Source organism: Pseudomonas sp. TZ252 (genome assembly GCF_056110345.1).
Genome location: NZ_CM148566.1, coordinates 6,261,263 through 6,285,962 on the forward strand (window position 1 = coordinate 6,261,263; position 24,700 = coordinate 6,285,962).

The following is a 24,700-nucleotide window of genomic DNA, read 5'->3' on the forward strand; positions in this document are numbered from 1 at the left end:
TGACATAAGCCGCGTACCACGGCGGATGTCCCCTAGGTGGGGCCTTCTTCCGGCTTTTCAAGCGCTTATGCGAAAAAACCGCGCACCATCGTGCGACGACTAGCGTTCGAGCAGTTCGAGACGGGCGATCTCCGCCGGGCGCAACAGGTAGCTCGCCTCCCCCGCACCGGGCATTTCCCGGCGGATCACCAGGCGCCCCTCGCTGTCGAGGCCGGTGAAACGGCCCTCGGCGATACGCCCGCGTACCGTAGTGGCCTTGACCAGGCGCTGGCTGTAGCGCTGCGGTTCGACCTGGACCAGCTCCAGGTCGAGGGTGGCGTTACCCGGCGCCGGCAGCGCCTGCGGCTCGGGCGGCGCCGCCGCCGCGGCCACGGTCGCAGGCTCCGCCGGCAAGGCGGGGAACGCGTCGCCGCGCACCGTCCACTCCCGCCGGGCGTTCTTCTCCAGCGTCAGCTCCAGCACCTGAGCCTGGCCGGCCACCAGGGCCTCGATACGCAGCGGCCGCGCATGGCTGGCCGCGCGCCAGGACGGCGCCCGCACGAGGCTGACGTCGCGGCTGGCGAAACGTCGCTGCAGATAATCGCGCAAGACCAGGGCCAGGGTATCGTCGGAGTCGTATCCCAGGTCGACCTTGCCGTGCCGATAGCGTAGCCGGTCGGTATACAGCTCGACGTGGCCGCTGAGGGTGGTCCGGTAGTCGCTCGGCAGGCTCAGGTGGAACTCGCCCTCCAGGCGGTTCGGCGCCTTGGGCCGCAGGTCCAGGTGCAAGGTATAGCCACGCAGGAGACGACGCGCCTCGGGCAGGTCCTGATCCGGTTGCAGCCAGCTCAGCTCGACTTCTGGCAACGCGCCGCCGTCCTCGGGCAGCACATCCAGGCGCAGCGCCCCGAGCGGCTGTGCCGGAAGGCGGATCTGCAGCTCGCGCTGGGCGTAGAAATCGTGCCCCTGGCGCAGGCTCAGCACGCCGCCAATCAACTCGCCGCTCTGCGGCGCGAAAGGCTTGCCGTTGAACTCCCCGCTGAGCGCGATGGACAGTTCCGCCGGCGGCCTGGCCTCCGGTTTCAGCCAGCGCAGGCTGAGGATCGCCTCCAGCCGCGCAGCGTCGTGACTGGCCAGCAGCGCCAGGCCGACCACCAGCGGGATGCAACCCAGCGCGGCCAGCCCGACGCCCTTGCGCGCCGTACGCCAGTGCACGCCGATATAGGCCAGCGCCACCGGCGGGAAAAGGCTGCCGTAACCCCACAGCAGACCGGTACCGAAGGCCAGGACGATGACCCAGATATAGCCGGCGACCATCAGCAGCAGGCCGCCCAGAATCAGCAAGGCATCCATCGCGATATCCTCAGCCCACTTTCCGCAGCGTACGGCTCACGGCTCGTCCACCTTGAAATGCGCCCGCGCAGTGGCGATGGGCTCGCCCTGGGTGGTCTGCCAGGCGTTGATCGCGACGTTCGCCACCCGTCGCCCCTGGCGCCAGACCTGGCATTGCGCGTAGGTATCGCGGAAGTGCCCGGCACGCAGGTAGTCGATGGAGAAATCGATGATCTTCGGCAGGTGCGGAATGCTCATGAAGGTCAGCAGGTGCAACATCGCCGCATGCTCCATGAAGCCGGCGATCACGCCGCCATGGATGGCCGGCAGGGTCGGGTTGCCAATGTTGTCCTTGTTCGCCGGCAGGCGGAAGACCATGTCGTCGCCCAGGCGCAGGCATTCGATGCCGAGCAGCTTGGCGTACGGGATCAGCTCCACCAGCGGGCTGTAGTCGTTGTTCCGACGCGCGTCGCGGACCAGTTGCTCGAGGCTGGTCGGGCTCATGCCGCACCTCCCTGCGCGGCCGGCCTGGCCGCCCCGGCGCGGGCCGAACCGCCCATGCGCATGAAAGCGCCGACGACATGGGCGATGGGCTGGCCCGGATCGTCCTGGTAGGCGAAGCCGCGGGTGAAGATCACGTTCGGCGTGACCCGGTAGCACTCGGCGAAGCCATAGACATCCTTGTGCGGTTCGGCGGGATGCATGTAGTCGATGCGCAGGTCGAGCGTCGGGCAGATCTCGAAGTCCGGCAGCACGCAGACCGTGGAAATACCACAGGTGGTGTCCATCAGGGTGGTGATCGCGCCGCCGTGGACGACCCCGCTTTCCGGGTTGCCGATGATCGCCTGGCTGTAGGGCAGGCGCAGGGTCAGTCCTTTCTCGTCGGCGGCCTCGACCGTCAACCCCAGCACCTGGCAATGACGCAAGGCCGAGAGAAAGCGCCGGGCGCGCTCGAGGAGAGGATTTTCCGACATGACGGCGACCTTGCTGGGAGTTTTCTGGAGGGCGAATCATACCCTGCCGCCAAAGCCCCGGCAGCCGGGGTTTTGGACATAACGATCGAAATAGTCGAAGTGTGTGGAACTTCACGCCAGCGCAAATGTTCAAAGGGCTACAACGAGGAAAGCCGCACATGGAGGCTAAACGATGAAAAAGACCGTAACTCTTGCCCTGCTGCTCGCTGCCAGCCTTGGCCTGGCCGCTTGCGACAAGAAAGAGGAAGACAAGGCAGCGGCCCCGGCAGCTCCGGCTACCGAGACCCAGCCGAGCGCTCCGGCTACTCCCCCTGCCGAGCCCAGCGCCCCGGCGCCGTCGAGCGACACTCCGGCAACCCCGCAGACTCCGGCACCGACTCCGGAGCAACCGCAACAGAACCAGCAATAAGTTCTCGTTGACGTACCCTGAAAGAGCCCGCGCAAGCGGGCTTTTTCATGCCCGGGATTCAGCCCCTGGGCACCTCGCCCTCGCCTTCCCGCGGGCTTTCGGCGATTGCGGTCTCGGTGTAGACCATCACCTCCAGCACGTCCGAATGGAATTCGCGGCGATACAGGACCAGCACCACGCCGGCCGTCACCAGCATGAAGAACCAGGAATTGATGAACCAGGCGAGCATGGCCAGGCCGAAATAGTACGAGCGCAAGCCGAAGTTGAACTGGTTGGCCGCCAGCGAGATGACCCGGGCGGCACGCTCGGCAAAGGATTTGCGCTCCAGCTCGCCGACGTTGCGCTCGCCGATCATCGGTGCCGAGCCGACCAGGATCGCCGCGAAGTTGTATTGGCGCATGCACCAGCTGAAGGTGAAGAAGGCATAGACGAAGACCACTGCCAGGCACAGCAGCTTCAGTTCCGATAGTCCCCGGCTGGCCTCCTCCACGAACGGCAGGTCGGCCAGTACCGAGACGGCGCGATCGGTGGAGCCCAGCAGGGTGAGGATGCCGGCGAGGATGATCAGCGTGCTGGAGGCGAAGAACGACGCGTTACGCTCCAGGTTACCGATCACGCTGGCGTCGGCGATACGGTTGTCGCGCAGCAGCAACCGGCGCATCCAGTCCTCCCGGTAGAGGTGCAGGACGCTGGCCAGGCAGGCGGTGTCGCGACCCTTCCAGGTGGCGTAGCGGGTGTAGCCCACCCAGCAGAACAGGAACCAGAGCGCCGCCAGCAGGTGTTGCAGCAGGTGCCCGTTGAAAATGCCGAGTTCGGCGGTCATGAAAACTCCCTCTTGAGCCGGCCGGGAATCGCCCCGCCGTTGTTTCGCGCCGTTGGGACGCCGCTCGCCGCGGCCAGGACACGACTTTCGTCGGCTCATGAAAAAGGCCGCCCGGAGGCGGCCTTCCTGGGGTTCGCCTGACGTCTCAGGCGACCGCTTCGCGCGGCTTGCCCAGCAGCCGATCGCAAACGACTGCCAGGACCAGCGCAATGGATACCGGCAGCAGCCAGCCAAGGCTCTGATCGGCGAGCGGAAGCTTGGCGAAGACGTCCGGCACCCACCCGTTCAGCTTGGCCGCCCCCAGCCCGTCGACGATGCCGAAGAGCAGCGCGACGATCATCACCGGCACGAACACCCGCGGGGCCGACACCCAGAGCCGGTCGAACAGGCTCAGGGCGATCAGCACGATGGCGAGCGGATAGAGTCCCACCAGAACCGGTACCGAAAGGCTGATCAACTGGGTCAGTCCCTGGTTGGCGACCAGCAGGCTGAACAGCGAGAACACGATCACCACCGTCTTGTACGAAACCGGCAGCAGGTCGCTGAAGAACTCGCCGCACGCCGTGATCAGCCCTACCGCCGTGGTCAGGCAGGCCAGGGTGATGACCACCGCCAGCAACAGGCTGCCGGAAACGCCAAAGGTCTGCTGCACATAGGCGGTGAGGATCTGTACGCCATTCTGGGCGTCGCCGGCGATGCCCTGGCTGGTGGCGCCAAGATAGAACAGCGCCAGGTAGACCAGGGACAGGCCGGTGGCGGCGATGATCCCGGCGATCATGGAATAGCGCGTGACCAGCCGGCTGTCGCTGATGCCGCGGTCGCGAATGGCGGTGGCGATGACGATACCGAAGACCAGGGCACCGAGGGTATCCATGGTCAGGTAGCCCTGCAGGAAACCCTGCACCAGGGGCGCGCTCTGGTACTCGCCGGAACTGCTGCCGATCTCTCCCGCCGGCGCGAAGATCGCCGCGCCGCCAAGGACCAGCAGGGCCGACAGCAGCACCGGCGTGATGACCTTTCCGACCCGGTCGACAAGGCGACCCGGGTTCAGCACCAGGAACAGAACCACGGAGAAGTAAGCGACGGTATAGACGAGCAACGGCACGCCGCCGTCCCCGGTGAAGGGTGCGACGCCCATCTCGAAGGACACCACGGCTGTACGCGGGGTGGCGAACAGCGGGCCGATGGCAAGATAGACGGCGATGGCGAACGCCACTCCCGCGCGCCGCCCGATCGGCTGGGTCAGGCGGCCAATACCGCCTCCGACCCGGGCCAGGGCGACCACCGTCAGCAACGGCAGGCCGACACCGGTAAGGAGGAAGCCGAAAGCCGCGCTCCATACGTGTTCGCCCGCCGCCATGCCGGCACTGGGAGGAAAGATGATGTTACCCGCGCCGAGAAAAAGCGCGAACGTCATGAAGCCAAGGGCGAGCAGGTCGAACCCTTTCAAATGAGTCATAGGAGGATGTACCACTGGCAGAAGTCTCGGTTGTTCGGGGTTTCCCTTTGGGGGTGTTAGGAAACAACGTCCTTCCGGATGAGGAGGACCGGTCAAGCCGCCCGACCCCTTTTGAGGGCCATGTGGCGTTATAGCTGCAGGCGCACTGGCCTGCGGGATGATGCGTGGCGCGCCCGGGGTTTTGTCGGACACGAACCGTTGGCAATGATAGCGCATCGCGGCAACATTCGTTTGACGGATGCGATAGAACGACGAAGGCCACCGCTGTGAGGCGGTGGCCTTCGTCCTGGAACTCAGAAAACCCGGGAAATCAGGCCTTCTTCACTTCCCAACCGGTCAGCTCGGCCAGGGCCTTGCCGATGTCGGCCAGGGAACGCACGGTCTTCACACCGGCGTCCTGCAGGGCGGCGAACTTCTCGTCCGCGGTGCCCTTGCCGCCGGAGATGATGGCGCCGGCGTGGCCCATGCGCTTGCCCGGAGGGGCAGTCACACCAGCGATGTAGGACACCACCGGCTTGGTCACGTTAGCCTTGATGAAGGCCGCGGCTTCTTCTTCGGCGGAACCACCGATCTCGCCGATCATGACGATGGCTTCGGTCTGCGGATCTTCCTGGAACAGCTTCAGGATGTCGATGAAGTTGGAGCCCGGGATCGGGTCGCCGCCGATGCCCACGCAGGTGGACTGGCCGAAGCCGGCGTCGGTGGTCTGCTTCACGGCTTCGTAGGTCAGGGTGCCGGAACGCGACACGATACCTACCTTGCCCGGCAGGTGGATGTGACCCGGCATGATGCCGATCTTGCACTCGCCGGGAGTGATCACGCCCGGGCAGTTCGGGCCGATCAGGCGTACGCCCAGCTCGTCGCACTTGACCTTGGCGTCCAGCATGTCGAGGGTCGGGATGCCTTCGGTGATGCAGACGATCAGCTTGATGCCGCCGAATGCCGCTTCCAGGATCGAGTCCTTGCAGAACGGAGCCGGAACGTAGATGACCGAGGCTTCGGCGCCGGTGGCTTCCACGGCTTCCTTGACGGTGTTGAACACCGGCAGGCCGAGGTGGGTGGTGCCGCCCTTGCCGGGGGTCACGCCGCCGACCATCTTGGTGCCATAGGCGATGGCCTGTTCGGAGTGGAAGGTACCCTGGCTACCGGTGAAGCCTTGGCAGATGACTTTGGTGTCTTTGTTGATCAGGACGCTCATTACTTACCCTCCGCGGCCTTGACGACTTGCTGGGCAGCGTCGGTCAGGCTGGTTGCCGCGATGATGTTCAGGCCGCTTTCGGCCAGGACCTTGGCACCCAGTTCAGCGTTGTTGCCTTCCAGGCGGACGACAACCGGAACCTTCACGCCGACTTCTTTGACGGCGCCGATGATGCCTTCGGCGATCATGTCGCAACGCACGATGCCGCCGAAGATGTTCACCAGGACAGCCTTCACGTTGCTGTCGGACAGGATGATCTTGAACGCTTCGGTCACGCGCTCCTTGGTCGCACCGCCGCCAACGTCGAGGAAGTTGGCCGGCTTGCCGCCGTGCAGGTTGACGATGTCCATGGTACCCATGGCCAGGCCGGCGCCGTTGACCATGCAGCCGATGTTGCCTTCCAGCGCGACGTAGTTCAGCTCCCACTTCTGCGCATGGGCTTCACGGGCGTCGTCCTGGGACGGGTCGTGCATGGCGCGCAGCTTCGGCTGACGGTACAGGGCGTTGCTGTCGATGTTGATCTTGGCATCCAGGCAGTGCAGGTTGCCGTCTTTCTTGATCACCAGCGGGTTCACTTCCAGCAGGGCCAGGTCGTAGTCCTGGAACAGCTTCGCCAGGCCGACGAAGATATGGGTGAATTGCTTGATCTGGTCGCCCTTCAGGCCCAGCTGGAAGGCCAGCTCGCGGCCCTGGTACGGCTGCGCGCCGACCAGCGGGTCGATGGTAGCCTTGAGGATCTTCTCGGGAGTGTCGTGGGCGACCTTCTCGATGTCCACGCCACCTTCGGTGGAAGCCATGAACACGATGCGGCGGCTGGAACGATCGACGACGGCGCCGAGGTACAGCTCCTTGTCGATGTCGGTGCAGGACTCCACCAGGATCTTGCTGACCGGCTGGCCGTTGGCGTCGGTCTGGTAGGTCACCAGGTTCTTGCCCAGCCACTGCTGGGCGAACGCCTTGGCGTCCTCTTTGCTCTTCACCAGCTTCACACCGCCCGCTTTACCGCGGCCGCCGGCGTGCACCTGAGCTTTGACGACCCACTCGCTGCCGCCGATCTTGTCGCAGGCTTCTGCGGCCTCTTCGGGGGTGTCTACGGCAAAGCCCTTGGATACAGGCAGGCCGTATTCAGCGAACAGCTGCTTACCCTGATATTCGTGGAGATTCATGCTTGTCTACCGTTATTCGTCTAGGTATTGCGCATTTCGGCGGAGCGCTCGTGGCGCCCCACCACCTGTGACCGTCGTTTCGCGAACCACCCGGCTCGCGAAAAAACAGTCCGGCGGCATACGCCCGCGGCCACCTCGCAACGGTCGCCGGCGCTCACCCGCCGTGGTTCTTCTGAAAGTCTGCCGCCTGCGGCATCCCGACGCAGGCGGCAAACCGTGGATTCTACAGAACCCGGACCCGACAAGGCCAGGAACCTGTCCTGGCCTGACGGACGACGCGTCCCGCGTCGCTGTGACGCCCCTGGCGTGAACCGGGGCGTCGGATCACTCAGCGCTTCTTGCGGTTGGCGATGTGGATGGCATGGCCATTCACTGCCAGGGCAGCTTCGTGCAGGGCTTCGGACAGCGTCGGGTGAGAGAAGACCATCATGCCCAGGTCTTCGGCGCTGGTGCCGAATTCCATGCCGATCGCGCCTTGCTGTACCAGCTCGGCGGCGCTCGGGCCGATCACGTGGACGCCCAGGACGCGGTCGGTCTTCGCATCGGCGATGACCTTGACCAGGCCGGTGGTGTCGTTGGCAGCCATCGCGCGACCGCTGGCGGCGAACGGGAAGGTGCCGACGTTGACTTCGACGCCCTCGGCCTTGAGGGTCTGCTCGGTCTTGCCGACCCAGGCGATTTCCGGGTGGGTGTAGATGACCGACGGAATCAGGTCGTAGTTCATCTGCGCCTTGTGGCCGGCGATGCGCTCGGCGACCATCACGCCCTCTTCCGAGGCTTTGTGCGCGAGCATCGCGCCGCGAACCACGTCACCGATGGCGAAGACGCCCGGAACGCTGGTCTTGCAGTGGTCGTCGACGTAGATGAAGCCACGCTCGTCCAGGGTCACGCCGCTGTCGGCGGCCAGCAGGTCGGTGGTCACCGGGCGACGGCCGACCGCGACGATCAGCTTGTCGAAGGTTTCCTTCTGCTCGCCGTTGGCGTCGGTGAAGGTCACGGTGACCTGCTTCTTCTTCACTTCCGAAGCGGTCACGCGGGCACCCAGGCGAATGTTCAGGCCTTGCTTGGTCAGGACCTTCAGGGCTTCCTTGGCGATCTGCTCGTCGGCAGCCGGGAGGAACTTGTCCAGGGCTTCCAGCACGGTCACCTCGGCACCCAGGCGGGCCCATACCGAACCCAGCTCCAGGCCGATGACGCCGGCGCCGATCACACCCAGCTTCTTCGGCACGGCCTGGAATTCCAGGGCGCCGGTGGAGTCGACGATGATGTCGTCGGTCAGCGGGGCCGGCGGGATCTCCACCGGGCGGGAGCCGGAAGCGATGATCACGTTCTCGGCTTCCAGGACCTGGGTCTTGCCGTCCAGACCGGTCACTTCCACCTGCTTGTTGGCCAGCAGCTTGCCGTGGCCTTCGAAGGAGGTCACGCCGTTGGCCTTGAACAGGGTAGCGATGCCGCCGGTCAGGTTCTTGACGATGTTGGCCTTGCGCGCAACCATCGCCGGAACGTCGATGGTGACGCCCTTGGCTTCGATACCATGGACTTTGAAGGCCTCTTTGGCCTCATGGTACTTGTAGGAGCTGTCCAGCAGCGCCTTGGACGGGATGCAGCCAACGTTCAGGCAGGTACCGCCGAGCGCCACCTTGCCTTCCTTGCCGATGTACTTCTCGATGCAGGCGGTCTTCAGGCCCAGCTGGGCAGCGCGGATGGCGGCAACGTAACCGCCGGGGCCGGCACCAATCACTACCACGTCGAATTTCTGGCTCATATCTCAATCCTTATTCGGGTGAAACCGGACGGCCCCACGAGGGGGCCGCCGTGAAGAGAAACGCTAAATCAGACGTCCAGCAGCAGGCGAGCCGGATCTTCCAGCAGGTCCTTGATCGCCACCAGGAAGCTCACCGCTTCCTTGCCGTCGATCAGACGGTGGTCGTAGGACAGCGCCAGGTACATCATCGGCAGGATCACCACCTGGCCGTTCACGGCCATCGGGCGCTCCTGGATCTTGTGCATGCCGAGGATGGCGGTCTGCGGCGGGTTGACGATCGGAGTCGACAGCAGGGAACCGAACACGCCACCGTTGGAGATGGTGAAGGTGCCGCCGGTCATGTCTTCGATGGTCAGCTTGCCTTCCTTCGCCTTCTTGCCGAAGTTGGCGATGCCGCCCTCGATCTCGGCCAGGCTCATGAACTCGGCGTTACGCAGCACCGGAACCACCAGGCCGCGGTCGCTGGAAACGGCAACGCCGATGTCCTGGTAGCCGTGGTAGACGATGTCGTTGCCGTCGATGGAAGCGTTGACCCCCGGGAAGCGCTTCAGCGCCTCGGTGGCGGCCTTGACGAAGAAGGACATGAAGCCCAGGCGCACGCCGTTGTGCTTCTTCTCGAACAGGTCCTTGTACTTCGAACGCAGGTCCATGATCGGCTTCATGTTGACCTCGTTGAAGGTGGTCAGCATGGCCATGGCGGACTGCGCCTCGACCAGGCGCTCGGCGACCTTGGCCCGCAGGCGGGTCATCGGCACGCGCTTCTCGACACGGTCGCCGGCGGCGAAGATCGGCGCCTCGGCAGCCGGGGCGGCAGGCTTGGCCGAGGCGGCCGGGGCGTTCTTCTTCGCTTCGACCGCAGCGACCACGTCTTCCTTGGTCACGCGACCGCCCTTGCCGGTGCCGGCGATGCTGTTCGGATCGATGCCGGCTTCCTCGGCCAGCTTGCGCGCAGCCGGGGACAGGATGGCGTCGTCGCCGCCAGCGGCGGCCGGAGCGGCGGCCTGTGCAGCCGGAGCGGCGGCGGGCGCAGCGGCAGCCGGAGCGGCCGGAGCGGCGGCGCCGCCTTCGTTCAGCTTGCCGAGCAGCTCGTTGCTCAGAACGGTGTCGCCTTCGTTCTTGATGATCTCGGCCAGCACGCCGTCAGCCTCGGCGAGAACCTCGATGACCACCTTGTCGGTCTCGATGTCGACGATCAGTTCGTCGCGCTTGACTGCTTCGCCCGGCTTCTTGTGCCAGGTGGCGACGGTGCCGTCGGCGACCGATTCCGGGAAGGTTGGGGCTTTGATTTCGATAGCCATTGTGTGCGTTTCCTTAAATTCGGTTTCTTCAGCGCGTAGGCGTTAAACAGTAAAGGCGTCTTGCAGCAGTTTTTCCTGCTGCTCGGCGTGCATCGAGGCGTAGCCGCAAGCCGGAGCAGCGGAGCCTTCGCGGCCGGCGTACTCGAGATTGAGGCCCTTCTTGTGCGCGGCGATGACACGACGCATGTGATGCTGGCTGCAGAACCAGGCGCCCTGGTTCATCGGCTCTTCCTGGCACCAGACGATGTGCTTGAGGTTCTTGTACGGAGCCAGAACTTCCGCCAGGTCGTCTTCCGGGAACGGATACAGCTGCTCGATACGGACGATCGCGGTATCTTCGCGGCCTTCCGCGCGACGCTTCTCCAGCAGGTCGTAGTACACCTTGCCGCTGCACAGCACGACGCGGTCGACCTTCTTCGGATCCAGGCTGTCGATTTCCGGGATCACAGTCTGGAAGGAACCGTTGGCCAGATCTTCCAGGGTCGAGATGGCGAGCTTGTGACGCAGCAGGGACTTCGGCGTCATCACCACCAGCGGCTTGCGCAGCGGGCGGATCACCTGACGGCGGAGCATGTGGTAGACCTGAGCCGGGGTGGTCGGCACGCAGACCTGGATGTTCTGCTCGGCACAGAGCTGCAGGTAGCGCTCCAGGCGCGCGGAGGAGTGCTCCGGGCCCTGCCCCTCATAGCCGTGCGGCAGCAGCATGGTCAGGCCGCAGAGTCGGCCCCATTTGCTTTCGCCACTGGTGATGAACTGGTCGATAACCACCTGGGCGCCGTTGGCGAAGTCGCCGAACTGGGCTTCCCAGATCACCAGCGAGTTCGGCGTGGTGGTGGCGAAACCGTATTCGAACGCCAGCACGGCCTCTTCCGAAAGGAAGGAATCGTAGATATCCAGGCGCGGCTGGCCGTCGAACAGATTGGCCAGCGGTACGTAGACCGAGTCATCCTTCTGGTTGTGCAGCACCGCGTGACGGTGCGAGAAGGTGCCACGGCCGACGTCCTGGCCGGTCATCCGTACCGGATGGCCTTCGAACAGCAGGGTCGCGTAGGCCAGGGTCTCGGCGAAGCCCCAGTTGATCGGCAGGCCACCGGCCGCCATCTTCTGGCGATCTTCGTAGATCTTCGAAACCTGGCGCTGAACCACGAAGCCTTCCGGCACTTCCAGCATCTTGCTGGACAGTTCCTGCAGGGTCTTCAGGTCGAAGCGGGTGTCGTGACGCGCGGTCCAGGCATGACCCAGGTACGGACGCCAGTCGACGAACAGTTCCTTGTTGGGTTCCTTGACCAGGCTCTTCACCACGTGCAGGCCGTTGTCCAGGGCGTCGCGGTAGTCGTCGATCTTCGACTGAACCTGCTCGGCGCTGAGCACGCCGGCACTCACCAGGGCATCGGCGTACAGCTCGCGGGTAGTACGCTGCTTGGCGATCTGCTGGTACATCAGCGGCTGGGTGCCGCTCGGCTCGTCCGCCTCGTTGTGGCCGCGGCGACGGTAGCAGACCAGGTCGATGACCACGTCACGCTTGAACTGCATGCGGTAGTCGACGGCCAGCTGGGTGACGAACAGCACGGCTTCGGGATCGTCGCCGTTGACGTGGAAGATCGGCGCCTGAATCATCTTCGCCACGTCGGTGGCGTACTCGGTGGAACGCGCATCGTCCTGGCGGCTGGTGGTGAAACCGACCTGGTTGTTGATCACCAGGTGGATGGTGCCACCGGTCTTGTAGGCGCGGGTCTGCGACATCTGGAAAGTTTCCATGACCACGCCCTGCCCCGCGAAGGCGGCATCGCCGTGGATGGAAATCGGTACCACCTTGTCGCCGGAGCTGTCCTTGCGGCGGTCCTGGCGGGCACGAACGGAACCCTCGACCACCGGGGAAACGATTTCCAGGTGGGACGGGTTGAACGCCAGCGCCAGGTGGACTTCGCCACCGCTGGTCATCACGTTCGAGGAGAAGCCCTGGTGGTACTTCACGTCACCGGAGCCCAGCTCGACGATCTTCTTGCCTTCGAACTCGTCGAACAGGTCGCGCGGGTTCTTGCCCAGGGTGTTGACCAGGACGTTCAGGCGACCGCGGTGAGCCATGCCGATGACGATTTCCTTGGCGCCGTAGGAACCGCAGCGCTGGATGATCTCGTCGACCATCGGGATCAGGCTTTCGCCGCCTTCCAGGCCGAAACGCTTGGTGCCCGGGTACTTGGTGCCCAGGTACTTCTCCAGGCCTTCGGCCGCGGTCAGGCGCTCGAGCAGGTGCGCACGCGCCTCGGCGGAGAAGCCGGGACGGCCACGCACGCTTTCCAGACGCTGGAGGAACCACTTGCGCTGCTCGGAATCGACGATGTGCATGAACTCGGCGCCGAAGGTACCGCAGTAGGTGCTCTTCAGGCTGTCGACGATTTCACGCAGGGTCGCCTCTTCCTTGCCGATGTAAAGCTCACCGGTGCGGAAAGTGGTGTCCAGGTCGGCACCCGTCAGACCGTAGTGGTCAATCGACAGGTCGGCAGGCGCGGGACGCTGCCACAGGCCGAGCGGGTCGAGGGTGGAAGCCTGGTGGCCGCGGAGACGGTAAGCGTGAATGAGACGAAGGACTTCGACCTGCTTCTTCTCGTGCTCGCTGCTCACGCTACCGGCGGAAACCGGCTGGGCACGGCGCTGGTTCTTGGCCAGCAGGACGAAATGATCGCGCACTGTGGAGTGCGAGACGTCGGGGGCGGGATTGCCATCGGCGGGAAGCTTCTGGAAATACGTGCGCCACTCTTCTGGCACAGCGTTAGGGTCGTGCAGGTAGAGCTCGTAGAGCTCTTCGACGTAGGCAGCGTTACCACCGGATAGATGGGCACTGTTCCACATCCGCTGCATTACGCTTTCGTGCATGCTAGGTCACCCTCGGTAAGGGGACAACCACCTGGCGAAACCTTGAAGGCTCCGAAGTCCTCAGGCAGCGACATCGGTATGGCCACTACAGATCCCGCAGATAGTCCGGGTACCAGCCCGGATGCCCCTGCTGGTCATATTTTTCAAATCTGGGCCATGGCTTTGTGAGCTTGGCCCGCTTAGTTGCTGCGACGCCGGAAGAACTCCGGCGCCACAGGTGTTGCTAGGTACAACTCATATAACAACTGCGAGAGGATCAGGTTCCGCTCTGCAGCAGCATATTACGCACGTGGCCGATCGCCTTGGTCGGGTTCAGACCCTTCGGGCAAACGTTCACGCAGTTCATGATTCCGCGGCAGCGGAACACACTGAACGGGTCGTCCAGCGAAGCCAGGCGCTCTTCGGTCTTGGTGTCACGGCTGTCGGCCAGGAAACGATAGGCTTGCAGCAGTGCGGCCGGACCGAGGAACTTGTCGGGGTTCCACCAGAAGGACGGGCAGGAGGTCGAGCAGCAGGCGCACAGGATGCACTCGTACAGACCGTCCAGCTTCTCGCGCTCTTCCGGGGTCTGCAGACGCTCGATGGCCGGGGCCGGCGTATCGTTCTGCAGGAACGGCTTCACCTTCTCGTATTGCTTGTAGAAGATGCTCATGTCCACGACCAGGTCACGAATGACCGGCAGGCCGGGCAGCGGACGGATCACCAGCTTGCCGCCCTTCAGGCCGGCGGCCGACAGCGGGGTGATGCAGGCCAGGCCGTTCTTGCCGTTGATGTTCATGCCATCGGAGCCGCAGACGCCTTCACGGCAGGAACGACGGTAGGAGAAGCCCTCGTCCTGTTCCTTGATCAGCGCCAGCACGTCGAGGACCATCACGTCCTTGCCGTTGGTGTCGACCTGGAAATCCTGCATGTACGGCGCAGCATCTTTGTCGGGGTTGTAACGATAAACACTCACTTGCAACATGGCGGGCACCCTTAGTAAGTCCGAACCTTGGGTTCGAATGCCGGAACGGTCTTCGGCGCGAAGTTGACGGAACGCTTGGATACGCGCTTCTCACCCGGGAAGTACAGGGTGTGGCACAGCCAGTTCTCGTCGTCGCGCTCCTCGAAGTCTTCACGGGCGTGGGCGCCACGGGACTCCTTGCGGTGCTCGGCCGCGATCGCGGTGGCCTCGGCCACCTCGAGGAGGTTTTGCAGTTCCAGCGCTTCGATGCGCGCGGTGTTGAATGCCTGGCTCTTGTCGTTGATCTTGACGTTGGCGATACGCTCGCGCAGGTCGGCCAGCTGGGCGATGCCCTTCTGCATGTACTCGCCGGTGCGGAACACACCGAAGTAGTTCTGCATGCAGCTTTGCAGCTCGCGCTTGAGCGGAGCGACTTCTTCGCCGCTGGTGCGCTCGTTCACGCCGTTCAGGCGCTTGAAGGAGGCTTCCAGGTCGCTCTCGGAAGCGCCGCGGGCGTCGATGCCCTCTTTCAGCGCTTTTTCCAGGTGCAGACCGGCGGCACGGCCGAATACCACCAGGTCGAGCAGCGAGTTGCCGCCCAGGCGGTTGGCGCCGTGTACCGATACGCAGGCCACTTCGCCCACGGCGAACAGGCCTTCGACGATCTGGTCGTTGCCGTTGGCGTCCTGGGTGATGGCCTGGCCATGGATGTTGGTGGCAACGCCACCCATCATGTAGTGGCAGGTCGGGATCACGGGGATCGGCGCAACGACCGGGTCGACGTGAGCGAAGGTCTTGGACAGTTCGCAGATGCCGGGCAGGCGGCTGTGCAGGACTTCCTCGCCGAGGTGGTCGAGCTTCAGCAGCACGTGGTCCTTGTTCGGGCCCACGCCGTTGCCGGCCAGGACTTCCTTGACCATGGAACGGGCGACCACGTCGCGGCCGGCCAGGTCCTTCGCGTTCGGCGCATAACGCTCCATGAAGCGCTCGCCGTGGGCGTTGATCAGGTAACCGCCTTCGCCGCGGCAACCTTCGGTGACCAGTACACCGGCGCCGGCGATGCCGGTCGGGTGGAACTGCCACATCTCGATGTCCTGCACCGGCACGCCGGCACGCAGGGCCATGCCCACGCCGTCACCGGTGTTGATCAGCGCGTTGGTGGTGGAGGCGTAGATACGGCCGGCACCGCCAGTGGCCAGGACCACGGCCTTGGAACGGATGTAGACGGTCTCGCCGGTCTCGATGCAGATGGCGATGATGCCGACCACCGCGCCGTCCTGGTTCTTCACCAGGTCGACCGCGTACCACTCGTTGAGGAACGAGGTGCCATTCTTCAGGTTGGCCTGGTACAGGGTGTGCAACAGCGCGTGGCCGGTACGGTCGGCGGCGGCGCAGGTACGGGCGGCCTGGCCACCCTTGCCGAAGTCCTTGGACTGGCCGCCGAACGGACGCTGGTAGATGCGGCCGGTTTCGGTACGGGAGAACGGCAGGCCCATGTGCTCGAGCTCGAACACGGCCTCGGGGCCGACGGAACACATGTATTCGATCGCGTCCTGGTCACCGATGTAGTCGGAGCCCTTGACGGTGTCGTACATGTGCCAACGCCAATCGTCGTTCGGGTCGGCCGAAGCGATCGCGCAGGTGATGCCACCCTGTGCGGATACGGTGTGGGAACGGGTCGGGAAGACCTTGGTCACCACGGCGGTCTTGTGGCCGCCCTGGGCCAGTTGCAGCGCGGCACGCATGCCGGCGCCACCGCCACCGACGATGATGGCGTCAAAGGAAAGTGTACGAATGCTAGCCATGGATCACATACCCCAAAGAATCTGCACACCCCAGACGAAGAATGCGAACATCGCCATGCCGCAAACCGCCTGGAAGAGGAAACGCACGACTGTCGCCGCCTTGCCGAGAGCCATCGAAGTCAGGTAGTCGGTGGAGATGGTCCACATACCGACCCACGCATGGACGCTCAGGGCAACCAGGGTCAACAGGCTGAAGATGCGCATCCAACCCTGCGAGAACAGGCCGTGCCAGTCCGCGTAGGAAATGTTGGGGTGAGCAATGAGGTAGCCCAGCAGGAAAATGACATAAGCCGCGAGCACGACCGCGGAAACGCGCTGGGCCATCCAGTCGTAGAGGCCGGAGCGCGAGAAGTTTGTGACGTTAGTTACCATACCCATACCCCCGCCAGAACGATCAGCACCACCGCGATGGCGATGACGATTTTGGAGCCACGCTTACCGCCTTCCAGCGTCTCGCCGACGCCAGCGTCCATGACCAGGTGGCGAACACCGGCCACCAGGTGGTACAGCAGCGCAGACAGCAGGCCCCAGATCACCAGCTTGGCCAGGGGACTGGTCAGGCACGCCTTCACCTGCTCGAAGCCTTCTTCCGAACTCAGCGACTTGTCGAGCGCGAACAGCAGCACGGCAATACCGAGGAACAGGATGACGCCAGAGATACGGTGGAGAATGGACGTGTAAGCGGTGACAGGGAGTTTGATGGTCCTTAGGTCTAGGTTTACAGGTCGTTTGCTATTCACGGCTTTTTTCACACTGAGAGCCCTAACGAACAGGGCTAGTTGTCGGGAAGTGCACTTGTCAGGTACCCATCACCAGGGAGTGGCGACCGTCTATGAAAGCGGGCCAGGAATACCCCTTGCGGTCGGACGCCGAGTATAGACAGTTAGGCTACTAATGACAACGAAAACACCCATCGCCAAATGGTTGATTGCGGGCCTTTTATAAAAGGCGTAAATAGCCCCCTTTTTCTGCGAAAACCCCGCCACGGAAGGCTCTACGGCATGGATTCGCGCAAATTGACTTTCGAATTTATCCCTCTATAGTGGTGCGGGCCCTGCGTGGGGGGTACTGATGATTTCAAGCATAAATAGGAGGCCATCATGGCTGACAAAAAAGCGCAGTTGATCATCGAGGGCTCAGCCCCCGTCGAACTGCCCGTCCTATCCGGTACCATGGGTCCCGATGTAGTGGATGTACGGGGCCTCACCGCCACGGGCCACTTCACCTTCGATCCTGGCTTCATGTCGACCGCCTCCTGCGAGTCGAAGATCACCTATATCGACGGCGACAAAGGCGTCCTCCTCCATCGCGGCTACCCCATCGAGCAACTGGCAGAGAAATCCGACTACCTGGAAACCTGCTACCTGCTGCTGAACGGCGAGCTGCCCACCGCCGCGCAGAAGGAACAGTTCGTCGGCACCATCAAGAACCACACCATGGTTCACGAGCAGTTGAAGACCTTCTTCAACGGCTTCCGCCGCGACGCCCACCCGATGGCCGTGATGTGCGGCGTGATCGGCGCCCTCTCGGCCTTCTACCACGACTCCCTGGACATCAATAACCCGAAGCATCGCGAAGTCTCCGCGCATCGCCTGATCGCCAAGATGCCGACCATCGCCGCCATGGTGTACAAGTACTCCAAGGGCGAGCCGATGATGTATCCGCGTAACGACCTGAACTACGCGGAAAACTTCCTCCACATGATGTTCAACACCCCCTGCGAGACCAAGCCGATCAGCCCCGTGCTGGCCAAGGCCATGGACCGCATCTTCATTCTCCACGCCGACCACGAGCAGAACGCCTCCACCTCCACGGTGCGTCTGGCCGGCTCCTCCGGCGCCAATCCGTTCGCCTGCATCGCCTCCGGCATCGCCGCCCTGTGGGGACCGGCCCATGGCGGCGCGAACGAAGCGGTGCTGCGCATGCTCGACGAGATCGGCGACGTGTCCAACATCGACAAGTTCGTCGAGAAGGCCAAGGACAAGAACGATCCGTTCAAGCTGATGGGCTTCGGCCATCGTGTCTACAAGAACTTCGACCCGCGCGCCAAGGTCATGAAGCAGACCTGCGACGAGGTCCTCCAGGAGCTGGGCATCAACGACCCGCAACTGGAACTGGCGATGAAGCTGGAAGAAATCGCCCGCCACGACCCCTACTTCGTGGAACGCAACCTGTACCCGAACGTCGACTTCTACTCGGGGATCATCCTCAAGGCGATCGGCATTCCGACCAGCATGTTCACCGTGATCTTCGCCCTGGCGCGTACCGTCGGCTGGATCTCGCACTGGCAGGAAATGCTCTCCGGCCCCTACAAGATCGGCCGCCCGCGCCAGCTCTATACCGGCCACACCCAGCGCGACTTCACCGCCCTCAAGGATCGCGGCTGAAACCCGTCACGCCCGGCGAGAAAGGCTGCTTCGGCAGCCTTTTTTGTGCCCGCCCCTTTCCGCCGGACACAAAAAAACCGCCCCGGAGGCGGTCTTTTTGCAAGGAAGGCGCGCTCAGCGCTTCTCGGCAGCGCTACGCAGGCCCTTGAGGGTGTTCAGCGGCGCGTCGACCACGAAGCTGTTGGCCAACCAGGAAGGAATGCTGCCACCCGGCTCGGTTTCCACCTGGTAGGTCACTTCCGTCACGCCCTGCCCCTTCGGCTGCAACTTCCACTCGCCGACCAGCTTGGGCACGCGGATCTGGCCCTTTTCCTCGGGGATATAGGTCGGATCGGCCTTAAGGTGACGGATCACGGTGCCATCCGCAGTCTTCTCGGTGGTGACATGGATGACCACGTCGCGACCGGTAACTGGCCAGGGCATGTCGATCTTCGAGTAGGTCCAGGCGTCGGCGCCTTCCTGCTTCAGGAGTTTCATCTCGGCGCAGGCATGGATCCACTTGCAGGAACCCTTGACGTCCTCCTGCAGCGCCTCGATGGTCGCCACGTCGGCCTTGATGTCGGTAACGCCGCGATAAGCCTTGTACTTGGAGCCCTGGACACTGCTGAGGTAGACCTTCACGCCATCCTCGTCCTTGGCCAGCTTCCAGTCTTCGGCCAGCGCATTGCCGGCCACCCCGAACACTGCGGCAGCCAGCACGGTCATACGCAAAATGCCACGCATCGTTCCTGTTCCTCTCTTTATGGTTATTTTCGGTTCGCCGGCCGGGCGGTCGACGCCCTGCAAGCCGCGATCCTGAGCCTTCGGCGCAGGATGCGCAGCAGTATGGCGTGAGACAGCCAGACTTCCAACCCGTTCACGCGGCAGTGATGACTTCCCACTCCGCGATCAGGGCCAGCGCCTGCTCACGGCTGTCGCCGCAGATTTCCGGATCGGCGCCGAACTGGCCGCATACGGCCGGTCGCTCCGGTCGGCCGAACAGCCCGCAGAGATGGTTTTCGTCCAGGTGCAGGCAGCGTACGCCCGCGGGCTTGCCGGCCGGCATGCCCGGCAGCGGAGAGGAAATCGACGGTGCTATGCAGCAGGCGCCGCAGCCGGCTCTACATTGCATGGGAAGGATCTCGCCCGAAAGTTGGCAGAGGAGCGGCCAGGACAGCCGTCCGAAACGGGCGCAAAGAATACGGACCGGCCAGGCCGCCGCCAAGCCCGGCGGATCAGCGGCGCGTTTCCGCCTCGAGACGCGCGCTGCGAAGCTGCCACTGCTCGCGGTTGCCGGCAGCGAACAGCCAGGCCCTGGCCGACTCCGTCGCTGCCCGCCATTGCACGCGGCCCGGCTCGCGCAGGTCGAGGGATTGCGCCGCCGTCGAGTGGCCGAGGAAGGCGTTGCCAGCGGAACTCCAGTAGCCAGCGATCCCGGCCGGCAAGACCCAGGAGCGACCTTCCGCCTCGTCATCGACGATACCGGACAAGCGCTCCCCCGCTCCACGCCGCCAGGACAGGGCGACCCGGTTCAGCTCGCTGTCCGCCAGCGCGACGCGCACCTCCACGCCGCCCTGGCGCGGCTCGAACGACAGCTCGTAGGCGCTGAGCCGGCCATCGGCGCAGCGCAGGTGCCCCTTCAGGGACAAGCGTCGACCGACCAGTTCGAAGCTCTCCAGGCTCTGCTCCTGGCAGCGCAACTGCAGGCGACCGGCGCTTTCCCGCCCGGCCCCGAGAAAACCGCCCTCGCTCTCCCACAACGGCGGCCGAGCGCTACCCGCCACTGACAGGGCGAGGCTCTTGCCGCCCCAGCTCAAGCGGTATTCGCCCAGGTCGAAATCGCGCGGGATGGCAAACGCCGGCGGCACCCGCAGCTCGCTCCACAGAGCCGGCTCCCGCGACGCCTGGCTCGCCCACCAGGCGGCCGCCAGCACGACGGCCAGCCCGCTCAAGGCGAGCCCCCAGACCAGCGAGCGTTTGTGCAACCGCATACCTTTCATCCTTTTCCGAGCACCAGCCCCTACCGGTCGATGCCTGCCCACTTGGATTTATCGCCGCAGCCAATTAGGCTGCGGCGCCGTCCCAATCCCCCGGAGCCCACCCATCATGCCCGTCTGGCTGCAAACCGCCTTGTTGCTAGCCTGTTCCAACCTGTTCATGACCTTCGCCTGGTATGGTCATCTGAAGACTCTCAACAGCAAGCCCTGGATCATCGCCGCCCTGATCAGTTGGGGTATCGCGCTGTTCGAATACCTGCTGCAGGTACCGGCCAATCGCATCGGCTACACCGAACTCTCGGTCGGCCAACTGAAGATCATGCAGGAAGTCATCACCTTGGCGATCTTCGTCCCGTTCAGCGTCTACTTCATGCAGCAGCCGCTGAAACTGGACTACCTCTGGGCCGGCCTGTGCCTGCTCGGCGCGGTGTACTTCATCTTCCGCGCCTGAGCCGCGTCACGAACGCAGCCGGGCGATCAGGCTGGAGGTATCCCAACGACCGCCGCCCATCGCCTGCACTTCGGCGTAGAACTGGTCGACCAGCGCCGTGACCGGCAACTGCGCGCCGTTGCGTCGCGCCTCGGCGAGCAGGATCGACAGGTCCTTGCGCATCCAGTCCACGGCGAAGCCGAAGTCGAACTCTCCGGCCAGCATGCTCTGGTGGCGGTTTTCCAGTTGCCAGGACTGGGCCGCGCCCTTGCCGATCACCTGCATCGCCGCCTCGCCATCGAGACCGGCGCACCGGGCGAAGTGCAGCGCCTCGGCCAGGCCCTGGAGCAGCCCCGCGACGCAGATCTGGTTGACCATCTTGGTCAATTGCCCGCTACCCACGTCGCCCATTCGCCGGACCATCCGCGCATAGCTGCGCAACAGCGGTTCGGCGCGTCGATAGAAGGCCTCCTCGCCACCGACCATCACCGTCAGGGCGCCGTTGACCGCGCCTGCCTGGCCGCCGGAGACCGGCGCGTCGAGAAAGCCCAGCTCACGCTCGGCAGCCAGCAGCGACAGCTCGCGGGCGACTTCCGCCGAAGCGGTGGTGTGGTCGACGAACAGGCTGCCCGGCGCCATTCCGGCGAAGGCGCCCTGCTCGCCCAGCGCCACGGCACGCAGGTCGTCGTCGTTACCGACGCAACAGAACACCAGCTCGGCGCCAGCACAGGCCTCGCGCGGCGTATCGGCGCGCCGTCCGGCGTACTCCTCGACCCAGCGCAGCGCCTTGGCCGACGAGCGATTGTAGACACAGACGTCGTAGCCCTCTCGTTGCAGGTGCCCGGCCATCGGGTAGCCCATCGTGCCCAGGCCGAGAAATGCGACCGCAGTCATTCCGTCATCTCCTCGAAATCCGATCCCGCAGCCTAGCACAGCGGTTTGCCGAGGTCCGGAAGCCCCGCCATACTCAGCGCGGACCCTGGTATGGATAGCTCCGATGCCTCACTGGCTGGTAATCGATCTGGAGGCCACCACCGCGGAAGGCGGCTGGCCCCTGGAGGAAATGGAAATCATCGAGATCGGCGCCACCCTGGTCGCCGCCGCGGACGCCCGCGAACTGGACCACTTCCAGCGTTTCGTACGGCCGGTCAGGCGGCCGCTGCTGACCCACTTCTGCCGCGACCTCACGCATATCAGCCAGGCCAACGTCGATGGCGCAGCCCATCTCAATACGGTCTGGGAAGCCTTCGAGCGCTGGCTCGCCCAGCATCGTCCGCGACTGGCCGGCTGGGCCAGTTGGGGCGACTACGACCGCCGCCAGTTGGAGCAGGAATGGCGCCAGCACGGGCTGACCAGCCAGCTCAGCGAAGTGCCGCACGTCAATCTCAAGCAACGCTTCGGCGAAGTCCGCCAGTTGCCCCGCCCAGTCGGCCTGAACGCGGCCCTGCAACTGGCCGGGATGAGTTTCCAGGGCCAGCAGCACCGCGCCCTGGAGGATGCCCGCAATACCGCACGGCTGCTGCCGCTGGTATTGCCGGTGGAGCATTGAACGAGGCCCGCGCCGCCTAGTGACGCCTTTCCGAGGCTTGGGCATACTGGCGGGCCTTTTCAAACCCGCCTGTTCACCCCTTCAGGAGAAGCCCATGTTCAAGGTCAACGAATACTTCGACGGCACCGTCAAATCCATCGCCTTCGACATGACCGCCGGCCCGGCCACCATCGGCGTGATGGCGGCAGGCGAATACGAGTTCGGCACCAGCCAGCTGGAGATCATGCATGTGGTCGCCGGCGCGCTGACGGTCAAGCTGCCGGGCAGTGACGAGTGGCAGGAATACGCCAGCGGCAGCCAGTTCACCGTCCCGGCGAACAGCAAGTTCCAGCTCAAGGTCGCCCAGGACACCGCCTACCTCTGCGAATATCGCTGAGCCCGGGCAGACAGGAAAACCGGCCGCAGGCCGGTTTTTTCTTGCCCGCCGTCCAGCGGCTGCGGCGGAGGAATCGAGCTGCGCTCATCCGCCGCTGGAACGGCTTGCCCAGCCCATTCAGCCCTGCGGGAAGCGGTAGTGGCCGATGACCTGGTAGCGGAACAGCAGGTCCTCTTCCCGCACGCCGGCACCGATGTTGTGCAACACCAGCGGCCTGCCCTCCAGCCTGCGATCGGAAAGCACGCCGATATGCAGCAGGCCGTTGTCCAGGCGCCAGGCGACTATGTCTCCGGCCCGGTAGGCGGAAGCGTCGCGGCTAGGCGCCAGGGCCAGGCCCTGGCGGCTGAACCAGGTCATCAGGTTCGGTACGCGGCGGTGATCGATGTTGCGGTCGGTACCTTTCATTCCCCATTGCTGCGGGTAGGCCGCGAAGTGGCGACGCATGTCCTCGTGCACCGCCTTCTGTAGATCCAGCCCCTGTCCGCGCAGCGCACGGACCACCACGTCGGTGCAGACCCCGGTCTGCAGCGGCACGTCGCCGCCCGGATAGTCCAGTTGCCGGTAGGCCGGGTCGTAGCCCAGGGTAACGCCCACCTGGGCACGCGCCGCATCCACCAGTCGCTGCGGTTCGACCGCAGCGGCCGCCACCAGCGGCAGTCCGAGCATGGCGAGCAGCAACAGGCGGTGCAGCGCGCCGGATACGTCCTTGTCCATCCTTTTCCTCCTAAGCGCCCGCGGGCGCGTCCTGGTCCTTCGCGTATCCCAGCGGATACAGCAGTTCTTCCTTGTAGCCGGCCCAGACCCGGATGGCGTCCGGGAAGCTGTCGTCCAGCACCGGGTCGCCGCTGTCGACCAGCAACGGCCGGCCCCCGAGGGTCCCCAGCTTGCGCTTGGTGGCGACCACCCGCATGCGCTCCAGGCCGATGGCGCGCAACACCCGGGGACTGATCTGCTGGTTGCCGCGACCGATCACGTGGCCCTGGCCGCCGATGGCGGTGACCAGCAGGTACGCCGGATGACCGTCCACCAGTTCGAACAGCCGCGCCTCGTCGACGTCGCGGGCAATCACCGCGCCATTCTCCAGCACGTCGACGCCCAGCAGGGTGGTTTCCAGGCCGAGGTTGCGCGCCAGGCCATGCAAGGTCGAGCCCGGTCCGAGCACATAGCGCACGCCGTCTTCCCAGTTTTCCGCCAGCCAGTCGGCGAGGTCCACCAGCACCAGCTCCTCGGACTCCATCCCTGCCTGCTTCACGTGCTGCATGAAGTGGCCCTCCTCCGGCACTGTCATCTCGCCGTACCAACGCGCGGCGACGCGGCCGGCGCGCAGTGCCTCTTCGTCGAGGTCGCGCACTTCGCCGCTGGCCAGGCGCACCAGGCCGCCCTCGACCAGGCGCCTGGCCAATTCGCCGGCCGCGCGCGGACTGATGGCATAGACCCCGGAGTGGATCTTCACCCCGGCCGGAATGCCGAGCACCGGCTGTTGCTCGCGCACCACCCCGGCAACATCCCGTGCTGTGCCATCACCACCGGCGAACAGGATCAGGGCGACACCGGCCTCCTGCAGGCGCTCGATCGCCAACCGGGTATCCGCCGCGCTGCTGACCGCTCCCTGCCACTCGCCGAGCAGGCGATGGCGGAAGCCCATGCGCTCGAGCAACTCGCCACCCATGGCCCCGGGAAAGGTCAGGAACTCGATCTTCTCGACCAGCGGCAACAGGCACTCCAGGGCTACCCGGGTGCGCTCCAGCGCACGTGGTTCGGCGCCTCTGGCCAGGGCCTCGGCGGCCACCCCGTCGCTACCCTTCAAGGCGACCGGGCCACCAAGCCCGGCCAGGGGATTGACCACCAACCCCAGGCGAAACATGTCCATACTCATCCTCGGGCGAACTCCAGGACGCCCACACCGGTCGGACCACTATAACCAGAAAAACCCAGCGGTAGCCGGCAAGCTGGCACG

General features: G+C 64.6%; 25 protein-coding genes. 5 read left to right on the plus strand and 20 right to left on the minus strand.

From position 1 onward, the window contains the following. Positions 1 to 99: 99 nt before the first annotated feature. The 3 genes from ACYAF3_RS28905 to ACYAF3_RS28915 are packed head-to-tail and all read right to left on the minus strand — an operon-like array spanning position 100 to position 2,285. A complete protein-coding gene (locus ACYAF3_RS28905; RefSeq protein WP_003120441.1) occupies positions 100 to 1,332 on the minus strand; it encodes an MFS transporter in 1,233 nt (410 codons plus the stop codon). A gap of 36 nt (positions 1,333 to 1,368) precedes the next feature. Beyond that, entirely contained in the window at positions 1,369 to 1,815 is a 447-nt protein-coding gene (locus ACYAF3_RS28910; RefSeq protein WP_003087441.1) for a PaaI family thioesterase, read from the minus strand. Then, a complete protein-coding gene (locus ACYAF3_RS28915; protein ID WP_003106488.1) occupies positions 1,812 to 2,285 on the minus strand; it encodes a PaaI family thioesterase in 474 nt (157 codons plus the stop codon). Before ACYAF3_RS28915 ends, ACYAF3_RS28910 begins: the two co-directional genes overlap by 4 nt. A gap of 172 nt (positions 2,286 to 2,457) precedes the next feature. On the opposite strand from ACYAF3_RS28915, the gene ACYAF3_RS28920 reads away from it, so the two are divergent. Beyond that, positions 2,458 to 2,694 (plus strand): hypothetical protein, encoded by a 237-nt coding sequence (locus ACYAF3_RS28920; protein WP_003087435.1) that lies wholly within the window; start codon positions 2,458 to 2,460, stop codon positions 2,692 to 2,694. A gap of 58 nt (positions 2,695 to 2,752) precedes the next feature. Here the strand turns inward: ACYAF3_RS28920 and ACYAF3_RS28925 are convergent, their stop codons facing one another. The 11 genes from ACYAF3_RS28925 to sdhC form a co-directional block, all read right to left on the minus strand. Next, the gene (locus tag ACYAF3_RS28925; RefSeq protein WP_003106486.1) at positions 2,753 to 3,517 is read right to left on the minus strand and encodes a DUF599 domain-containing protein; all 765 of its coding nucleotides are present in this window, start codon (positions 3,515 to 3,517) and stop codon (positions 2,753 to 2,755) included. Positions 3,518 to 3,662: 145 nt separating this feature from the next. Then, positions 3,663 to 4,976, minus strand: a complete 1,314-nt coding sequence (gene brnQ / locus ACYAF3_RS28930) for a branched-chain amino acid transport system II carrier protein (RefSeq protein ID WP_023104251.1) — start codon at positions 4,974 to 4,976, stop codon at positions 3,663 to 3,665. 310 nt (positions 4,977 to 5,286) lie between these two features. Next, the gene (gene sucD, locus ACYAF3_RS28935) at positions 5,287 to 6,174 is read right to left on the minus strand and encodes a succinate--CoA ligase subunit alpha (RefSeq protein WP_003087428.1); all 888 of its coding nucleotides are present in this window, start codon (positions 6,172 to 6,174) and stop codon (positions 5,287 to 5,289) included. Beyond that, positions 6,174 to 7,340, minus strand: a complete 1,167-nt coding sequence (sucC, locus tag ACYAF3_RS28940) for an ADP-forming succinate--CoA ligase subunit beta (RefSeq protein WP_003087425.1) — start codon at positions 7,338 to 7,340, stop codon at positions 6,174 to 6,176. Before sucC ends, sucD begins: the two co-directional genes overlap by 1 nt. Before the next feature lie 328 nt (positions 7,341 to 7,668). Continuing rightward, positions 7,669 to 9,105, minus strand: a complete 1,437-nt coding sequence (gene lpdA, locus ACYAF3_RS28945) for a dihydrolipoyl dehydrogenase (RefSeq protein WP_003087422.1) — start codon at positions 9,103 to 9,105, stop codon at positions 7,669 to 7,671. Between the two features lie 68 nt (positions 9,106 to 9,173). After that, the gene (odhB, locus tag ACYAF3_RS28950) at positions 9,174 to 10,403 is read right to left on the minus strand and encodes a 2-oxoglutarate dehydrogenase complex dihydrolipoyllysine-residue succinyltransferase (RefSeq protein ID WP_031755750.1); all 1,230 of its coding nucleotides are present in this window, start codon (positions 10,401 to 10,403) and stop codon (positions 9,174 to 9,176) included. Between the two features lie 42 nt (positions 10,404 to 10,445). Continuing rightward, positions 10,446 to 13,277 (minus strand): 2-oxoglutarate dehydrogenase E1 component, encoded by a 2,832-nt coding sequence (locus ACYAF3_RS28955; RefSeq protein WP_031755752.1) that lies wholly within the window; start codon positions 13,275 to 13,277, stop codon positions 10,446 to 10,448. A gap of 256 nt (positions 13,278 to 13,533) precedes the next feature. Beyond that, positions 13,534 to 14,241, minus strand: coding sequence for a succinate dehydrogenase iron-sulfur subunit (locus ACYAF3_RS28960; protein WP_003087410.1), 708 nt, complete (start codon positions 14,239 to 14,241; stop codon positions 13,534 to 13,536). Positions 14,242 to 14,252: 11 nt separating this feature from the next. Beyond that, a complete protein-coding gene (gene sdhA, locus ACYAF3_RS28965; RefSeq protein WP_003087407.1) occupies positions 14,253 to 16,025 on the minus strand; it encodes a succinate dehydrogenase flavoprotein subunit in 1,773 nt (590 codons plus the stop codon). Between the two features lie 3 nt (positions 16,026 to 16,028). After that, entirely contained in the window at positions 16,029 to 16,397 is a 369-nt protein-coding gene (gene sdhD / locus ACYAF3_RS28970; protein ID WP_003104386.1) for a succinate dehydrogenase, hydrophobic membrane anchor protein, read from the minus strand. Next, positions 16,391 to 16,777, minus strand: a complete 387-nt coding sequence (gene sdhC / locus ACYAF3_RS28975; protein ID WP_003104388.1) for a succinate dehydrogenase, cytochrome b556 subunit — start codon at positions 16,775 to 16,777, stop codon at positions 16,391 to 16,393. Before sdhC ends, sdhD begins: the two co-directional genes overlap by 7 nt. Positions 16,778 to 17,125: 348 nt before the next feature. Between sdhC and gltA the strand changes: the two genes are divergently transcribed. Beyond that, positions 17,126 to 18,412 (plus strand): citrate synthase, encoded by a 1,287-nt coding sequence (gene gltA / locus ACYAF3_RS28980; protein WP_003087400.1) that lies wholly within the window; start codon positions 17,126 to 17,128, stop codon positions 18,410 to 18,412. 114 nt (positions 18,413 to 18,526) lie between these two features. Here the strand turns inward: gltA and ACYAF3_RS28985 are convergent, their stop codons facing one another. The 3 genes from ACYAF3_RS28985 to ACYAF3_RS28995 form a co-directional block, all read right to left on the minus strand. Continuing rightward, a complete protein-coding gene (locus ACYAF3_RS28985) occupies positions 18,527 to 19,135 on the minus strand; it encodes an START domain-containing protein (RefSeq protein ID WP_003104390.1) in 609 nt (202 codons plus the stop codon). Between the two features lie 133 nt (positions 19,136 to 19,268). Then, on the minus strand, positions 19,269 to 19,523 hold the full coding sequence (locus ACYAF3_RS28990) for a YkgJ family cysteine cluster protein (RefSeq protein WP_003087397.1): 255 nt from the start codon (positions 19,521 to 19,523) through the stop codon (positions 19,269 to 19,271). A 103-nt stretch (positions 19,524 to 19,626) separates the two neighbouring features. Next, positions 19,627 to 20,382, minus strand: coding sequence for a hypothetical protein (locus ACYAF3_RS28995; RefSeq protein ID WP_003449855.1), 756 nt, complete (start codon positions 20,380 to 20,382; stop codon positions 19,627 to 19,629). 115 nt (positions 20,383 to 20,497) lie between these two features. On the opposite strand from ACYAF3_RS28995, the gene ACYAF3_RS29000 reads away from it, so the two are divergent. Further along, on the plus strand, positions 20,498 to 20,839 hold the full coding sequence (locus tag ACYAF3_RS29000; RefSeq protein ID WP_003104394.1) for a DMT family protein: 342 nt from the start codon (positions 20,498 to 20,500) through the stop codon (positions 20,837 to 20,839). Positions 20,840 to 20,845: 6 nt separating this feature from the next. Here the strand turns inward: ACYAF3_RS29000 and ACYAF3_RS29005 are convergent, their stop codons facing one another. Further along, a complete protein-coding gene (locus ACYAF3_RS29005) occupies positions 20,846 to 21,712 on the minus strand; it encodes an NAD(P)-dependent oxidoreductase (protein ID WP_003104396.1) in 867 nt (288 codons plus the stop codon). 103 nt (positions 21,713 to 21,815) lie between these two features. Between ACYAF3_RS29005 and ACYAF3_RS29010 the strand changes: the two genes are divergently transcribed. Together ACYAF3_RS29010 and ppnP are read left to right on the plus strand one after the other, a co-directional pair. Beyond that, on the plus strand, positions 21,816 to 22,367 hold the full coding sequence (locus tag ACYAF3_RS29010) for a 3'-5' exonuclease (RefSeq protein WP_003104398.1): 552 nt from the start codon (positions 21,816 to 21,818) through the stop codon (positions 22,365 to 22,367). A gap of 94 nt (positions 22,368 to 22,461) precedes the next feature. Then, positions 22,462 to 22,743 carry a pyrimidine/purine nucleoside phosphorylase gene (ppnP, locus tag ACYAF3_RS29015; protein WP_003087375.1) on the plus strand — a complete coding sequence of 94 codons (282 nt, stop codon included), beginning with the start codon at positions 22,462 to 22,464 and terminating at the stop codon, positions 22,741 to 22,743. A 117-nt stretch (positions 22,744 to 22,860) separates the two neighbouring features. Here ppnP and ACYAF3_RS29020 read toward each other — a convergent pair whose 3' ends face one another. Together ACYAF3_RS29020 and ACYAF3_RS29025 are read right to left on the minus strand one after the other, a co-directional pair. Then, on the minus strand, positions 22,861 to 23,457 hold the full coding sequence (locus ACYAF3_RS29020) for a DUF1287 domain-containing protein (RefSeq protein WP_025324849.1): 597 nt from the start codon (positions 23,455 to 23,457) through the stop codon (positions 22,861 to 22,863). Positions 23,458 to 23,467: 10 nt separating this feature from the next. Next, positions 23,468 to 24,613 carry an ATP-NAD kinase family protein gene (locus tag ACYAF3_RS29025; protein ID WP_003122902.1) on the minus strand — a complete coding sequence of 382 codons (1,146 nt, stop codon included), beginning with the start codon at positions 24,611 to 24,613 and terminating at the stop codon, positions 23,468 to 23,470. Positions 24,614 to 24,700: the final 87 nt, after the last annotated feature.

Bases quoted from the DNA above. Each gene is read 5' to 3' on its own strand.
- ACYAF3_RS28905 (WP_003120441.1), bottom strand. From the start codon at position 1,332: ATGGATGCCTTGCTGATTCTGGGCGGCCTGCTGCTGATGGTCGCCGGC.
- ACYAF3_RS28910 (WP_003087441.1), bottom strand. From the start codon at position 1,815: ATGAGCCCGACCAGCCTCGAGCAACTGGTCCGCGACGCGCGTCGGAAC.
- ACYAF3_RS28915 (WP_003106488.1), bottom strand. From the start codon at position 2,285: ATGTCGGAAAATCCTCTCCTCGAGCGCGCCCGGCGCTTTCTCTCGGCC.
- ACYAF3_RS28920 (WP_003087435.1), top strand. From the start codon at position 2,458: ATGAAAAAGACCGTAACTCTTGCCCTGCTGCTCGCTGCCAGCCTTGGC.
- ACYAF3_RS28925 (WP_003106486.1), bottom strand. From the start codon at position 3,517: ATGACCGCCGAACTCGGCATTTTCAACGGGCACCTGCTGCAACACCTG.
- brnQ (WP_023104251.1), bottom strand. From the start codon at position 4,976: ATGACTCATTTGAAAGGGTTCGACCTGCTCGCCCTTGGCTTCATGACG.
- sucD (WP_003087428.1), bottom strand. From the start codon at position 6,174: ATGAGCGTCCTGATCAACAAAGACACCAAAGTCATCTGCCAAGGCTTC.
- sucC (WP_003087425.1), bottom strand. From the start codon at position 7,340: ATGAATCTCCACGAATATCAGGGTAAGCAGCTGTTCGCTGAATACGGC.
- lpdA (WP_003087422.1), bottom strand. From the start codon at position 9,105: ATGAGCCAGAAATTCGACGTGGTAGTGATTGGTGCCGGCCCCGGCGGT.
- odhB (WP_031755750.1), bottom strand. From the start codon at position 10,403: ATGGCTATCGAAATCAAAGCCCCAACCTTCCCGGAATCGGTCGCCGAC.
- ACYAF3_RS28955 (WP_031755752.1), bottom strand. From the start codon at position 13,277: ATGCACGAAAGCGTAATGCAGCGGATGTGGAACAGTGCCCATCTATCC.
- ACYAF3_RS28960 (WP_003087410.1), bottom strand. From the start codon at position 14,241: ATGTTGCAAGTGAGTGTTTATCGTTACAACCCCGACAAAGATGCTGCG.
- sdhA (WP_003087407.1), bottom strand. From the start codon at position 16,025: ATGGCTAGCATTCGTACACTTTCCTTTGACGCCATCATCGTCGGTGGC.
- sdhD (WP_003104386.1), bottom strand. From the start codon at position 16,397: ATGGTAACTAACGTCACAAACTTCTCGCGCTCCGGCCTCTACGACTGG.
- gltA (WP_003087400.1), top strand. From the start codon at position 17,126: ATGGCTGACAAAAAAGCGCAGTTGATCATCGAGGGCTCAGCCCCCGTC.
- ACYAF3_RS28985 (WP_003104390.1), bottom strand. From the start codon at position 19,135: ATGCGTGGCATTTTGCGTATGACCGTGCTGGCTGCCGCAGTGTTCGGG.
- ACYAF3_RS28990 (WP_003087397.1), bottom strand. From the start codon at position 19,523: ATGCAATGTAGAGCCGGCTGCGGCGCCTGCTGCATAGCACCGTCGATT.
- ACYAF3_RS28995 (WP_003449855.1), bottom strand. From the start codon at position 20,382: ATGCGGTTGCACAAACGCTCGCTGGTCTGGGGGCTCGCCTTGAGCGGG.
- ACYAF3_RS29000 (WP_003104394.1), top strand. From the start codon at position 20,498: ATGCCCGTCTGGCTGCAAACCGCCTTGTTGCTAGCCTGTTCCAACCTG.
- ACYAF3_RS29005 (WP_003104396.1), bottom strand. From the start codon at position 21,712: ATGACTGCGGTCGCATTTCTCGGCCTGGGCACGATGGGCTACCCGATG.
- ACYAF3_RS29010 (WP_003104398.1), top strand. From the start codon at position 21,816: ATGCCTCACTGGCTGGTAATCGATCTGGAGGCCACCACCGCGGAAGGC.
- ppnP (WP_003087375.1), top strand. From the start codon at position 22,462: ATGTTCAAGGTCAACGAATACTTCGACGGCACCGTCAAATCCATCGCC.
- ACYAF3_RS29020 (WP_025324849.1), bottom strand. From the start codon at position 23,457: ATGGACAAGGACGTATCCGGCGCGCTGCACCGCCTGTTGCTGCTCGCC.
- ACYAF3_RS29025 (WP_003122902.1), bottom strand. From the start codon at position 24,613: ATGGACATGTTTCGCCTGGGGTTGGTGGTCAATCCCCTGGCCGGGCTT.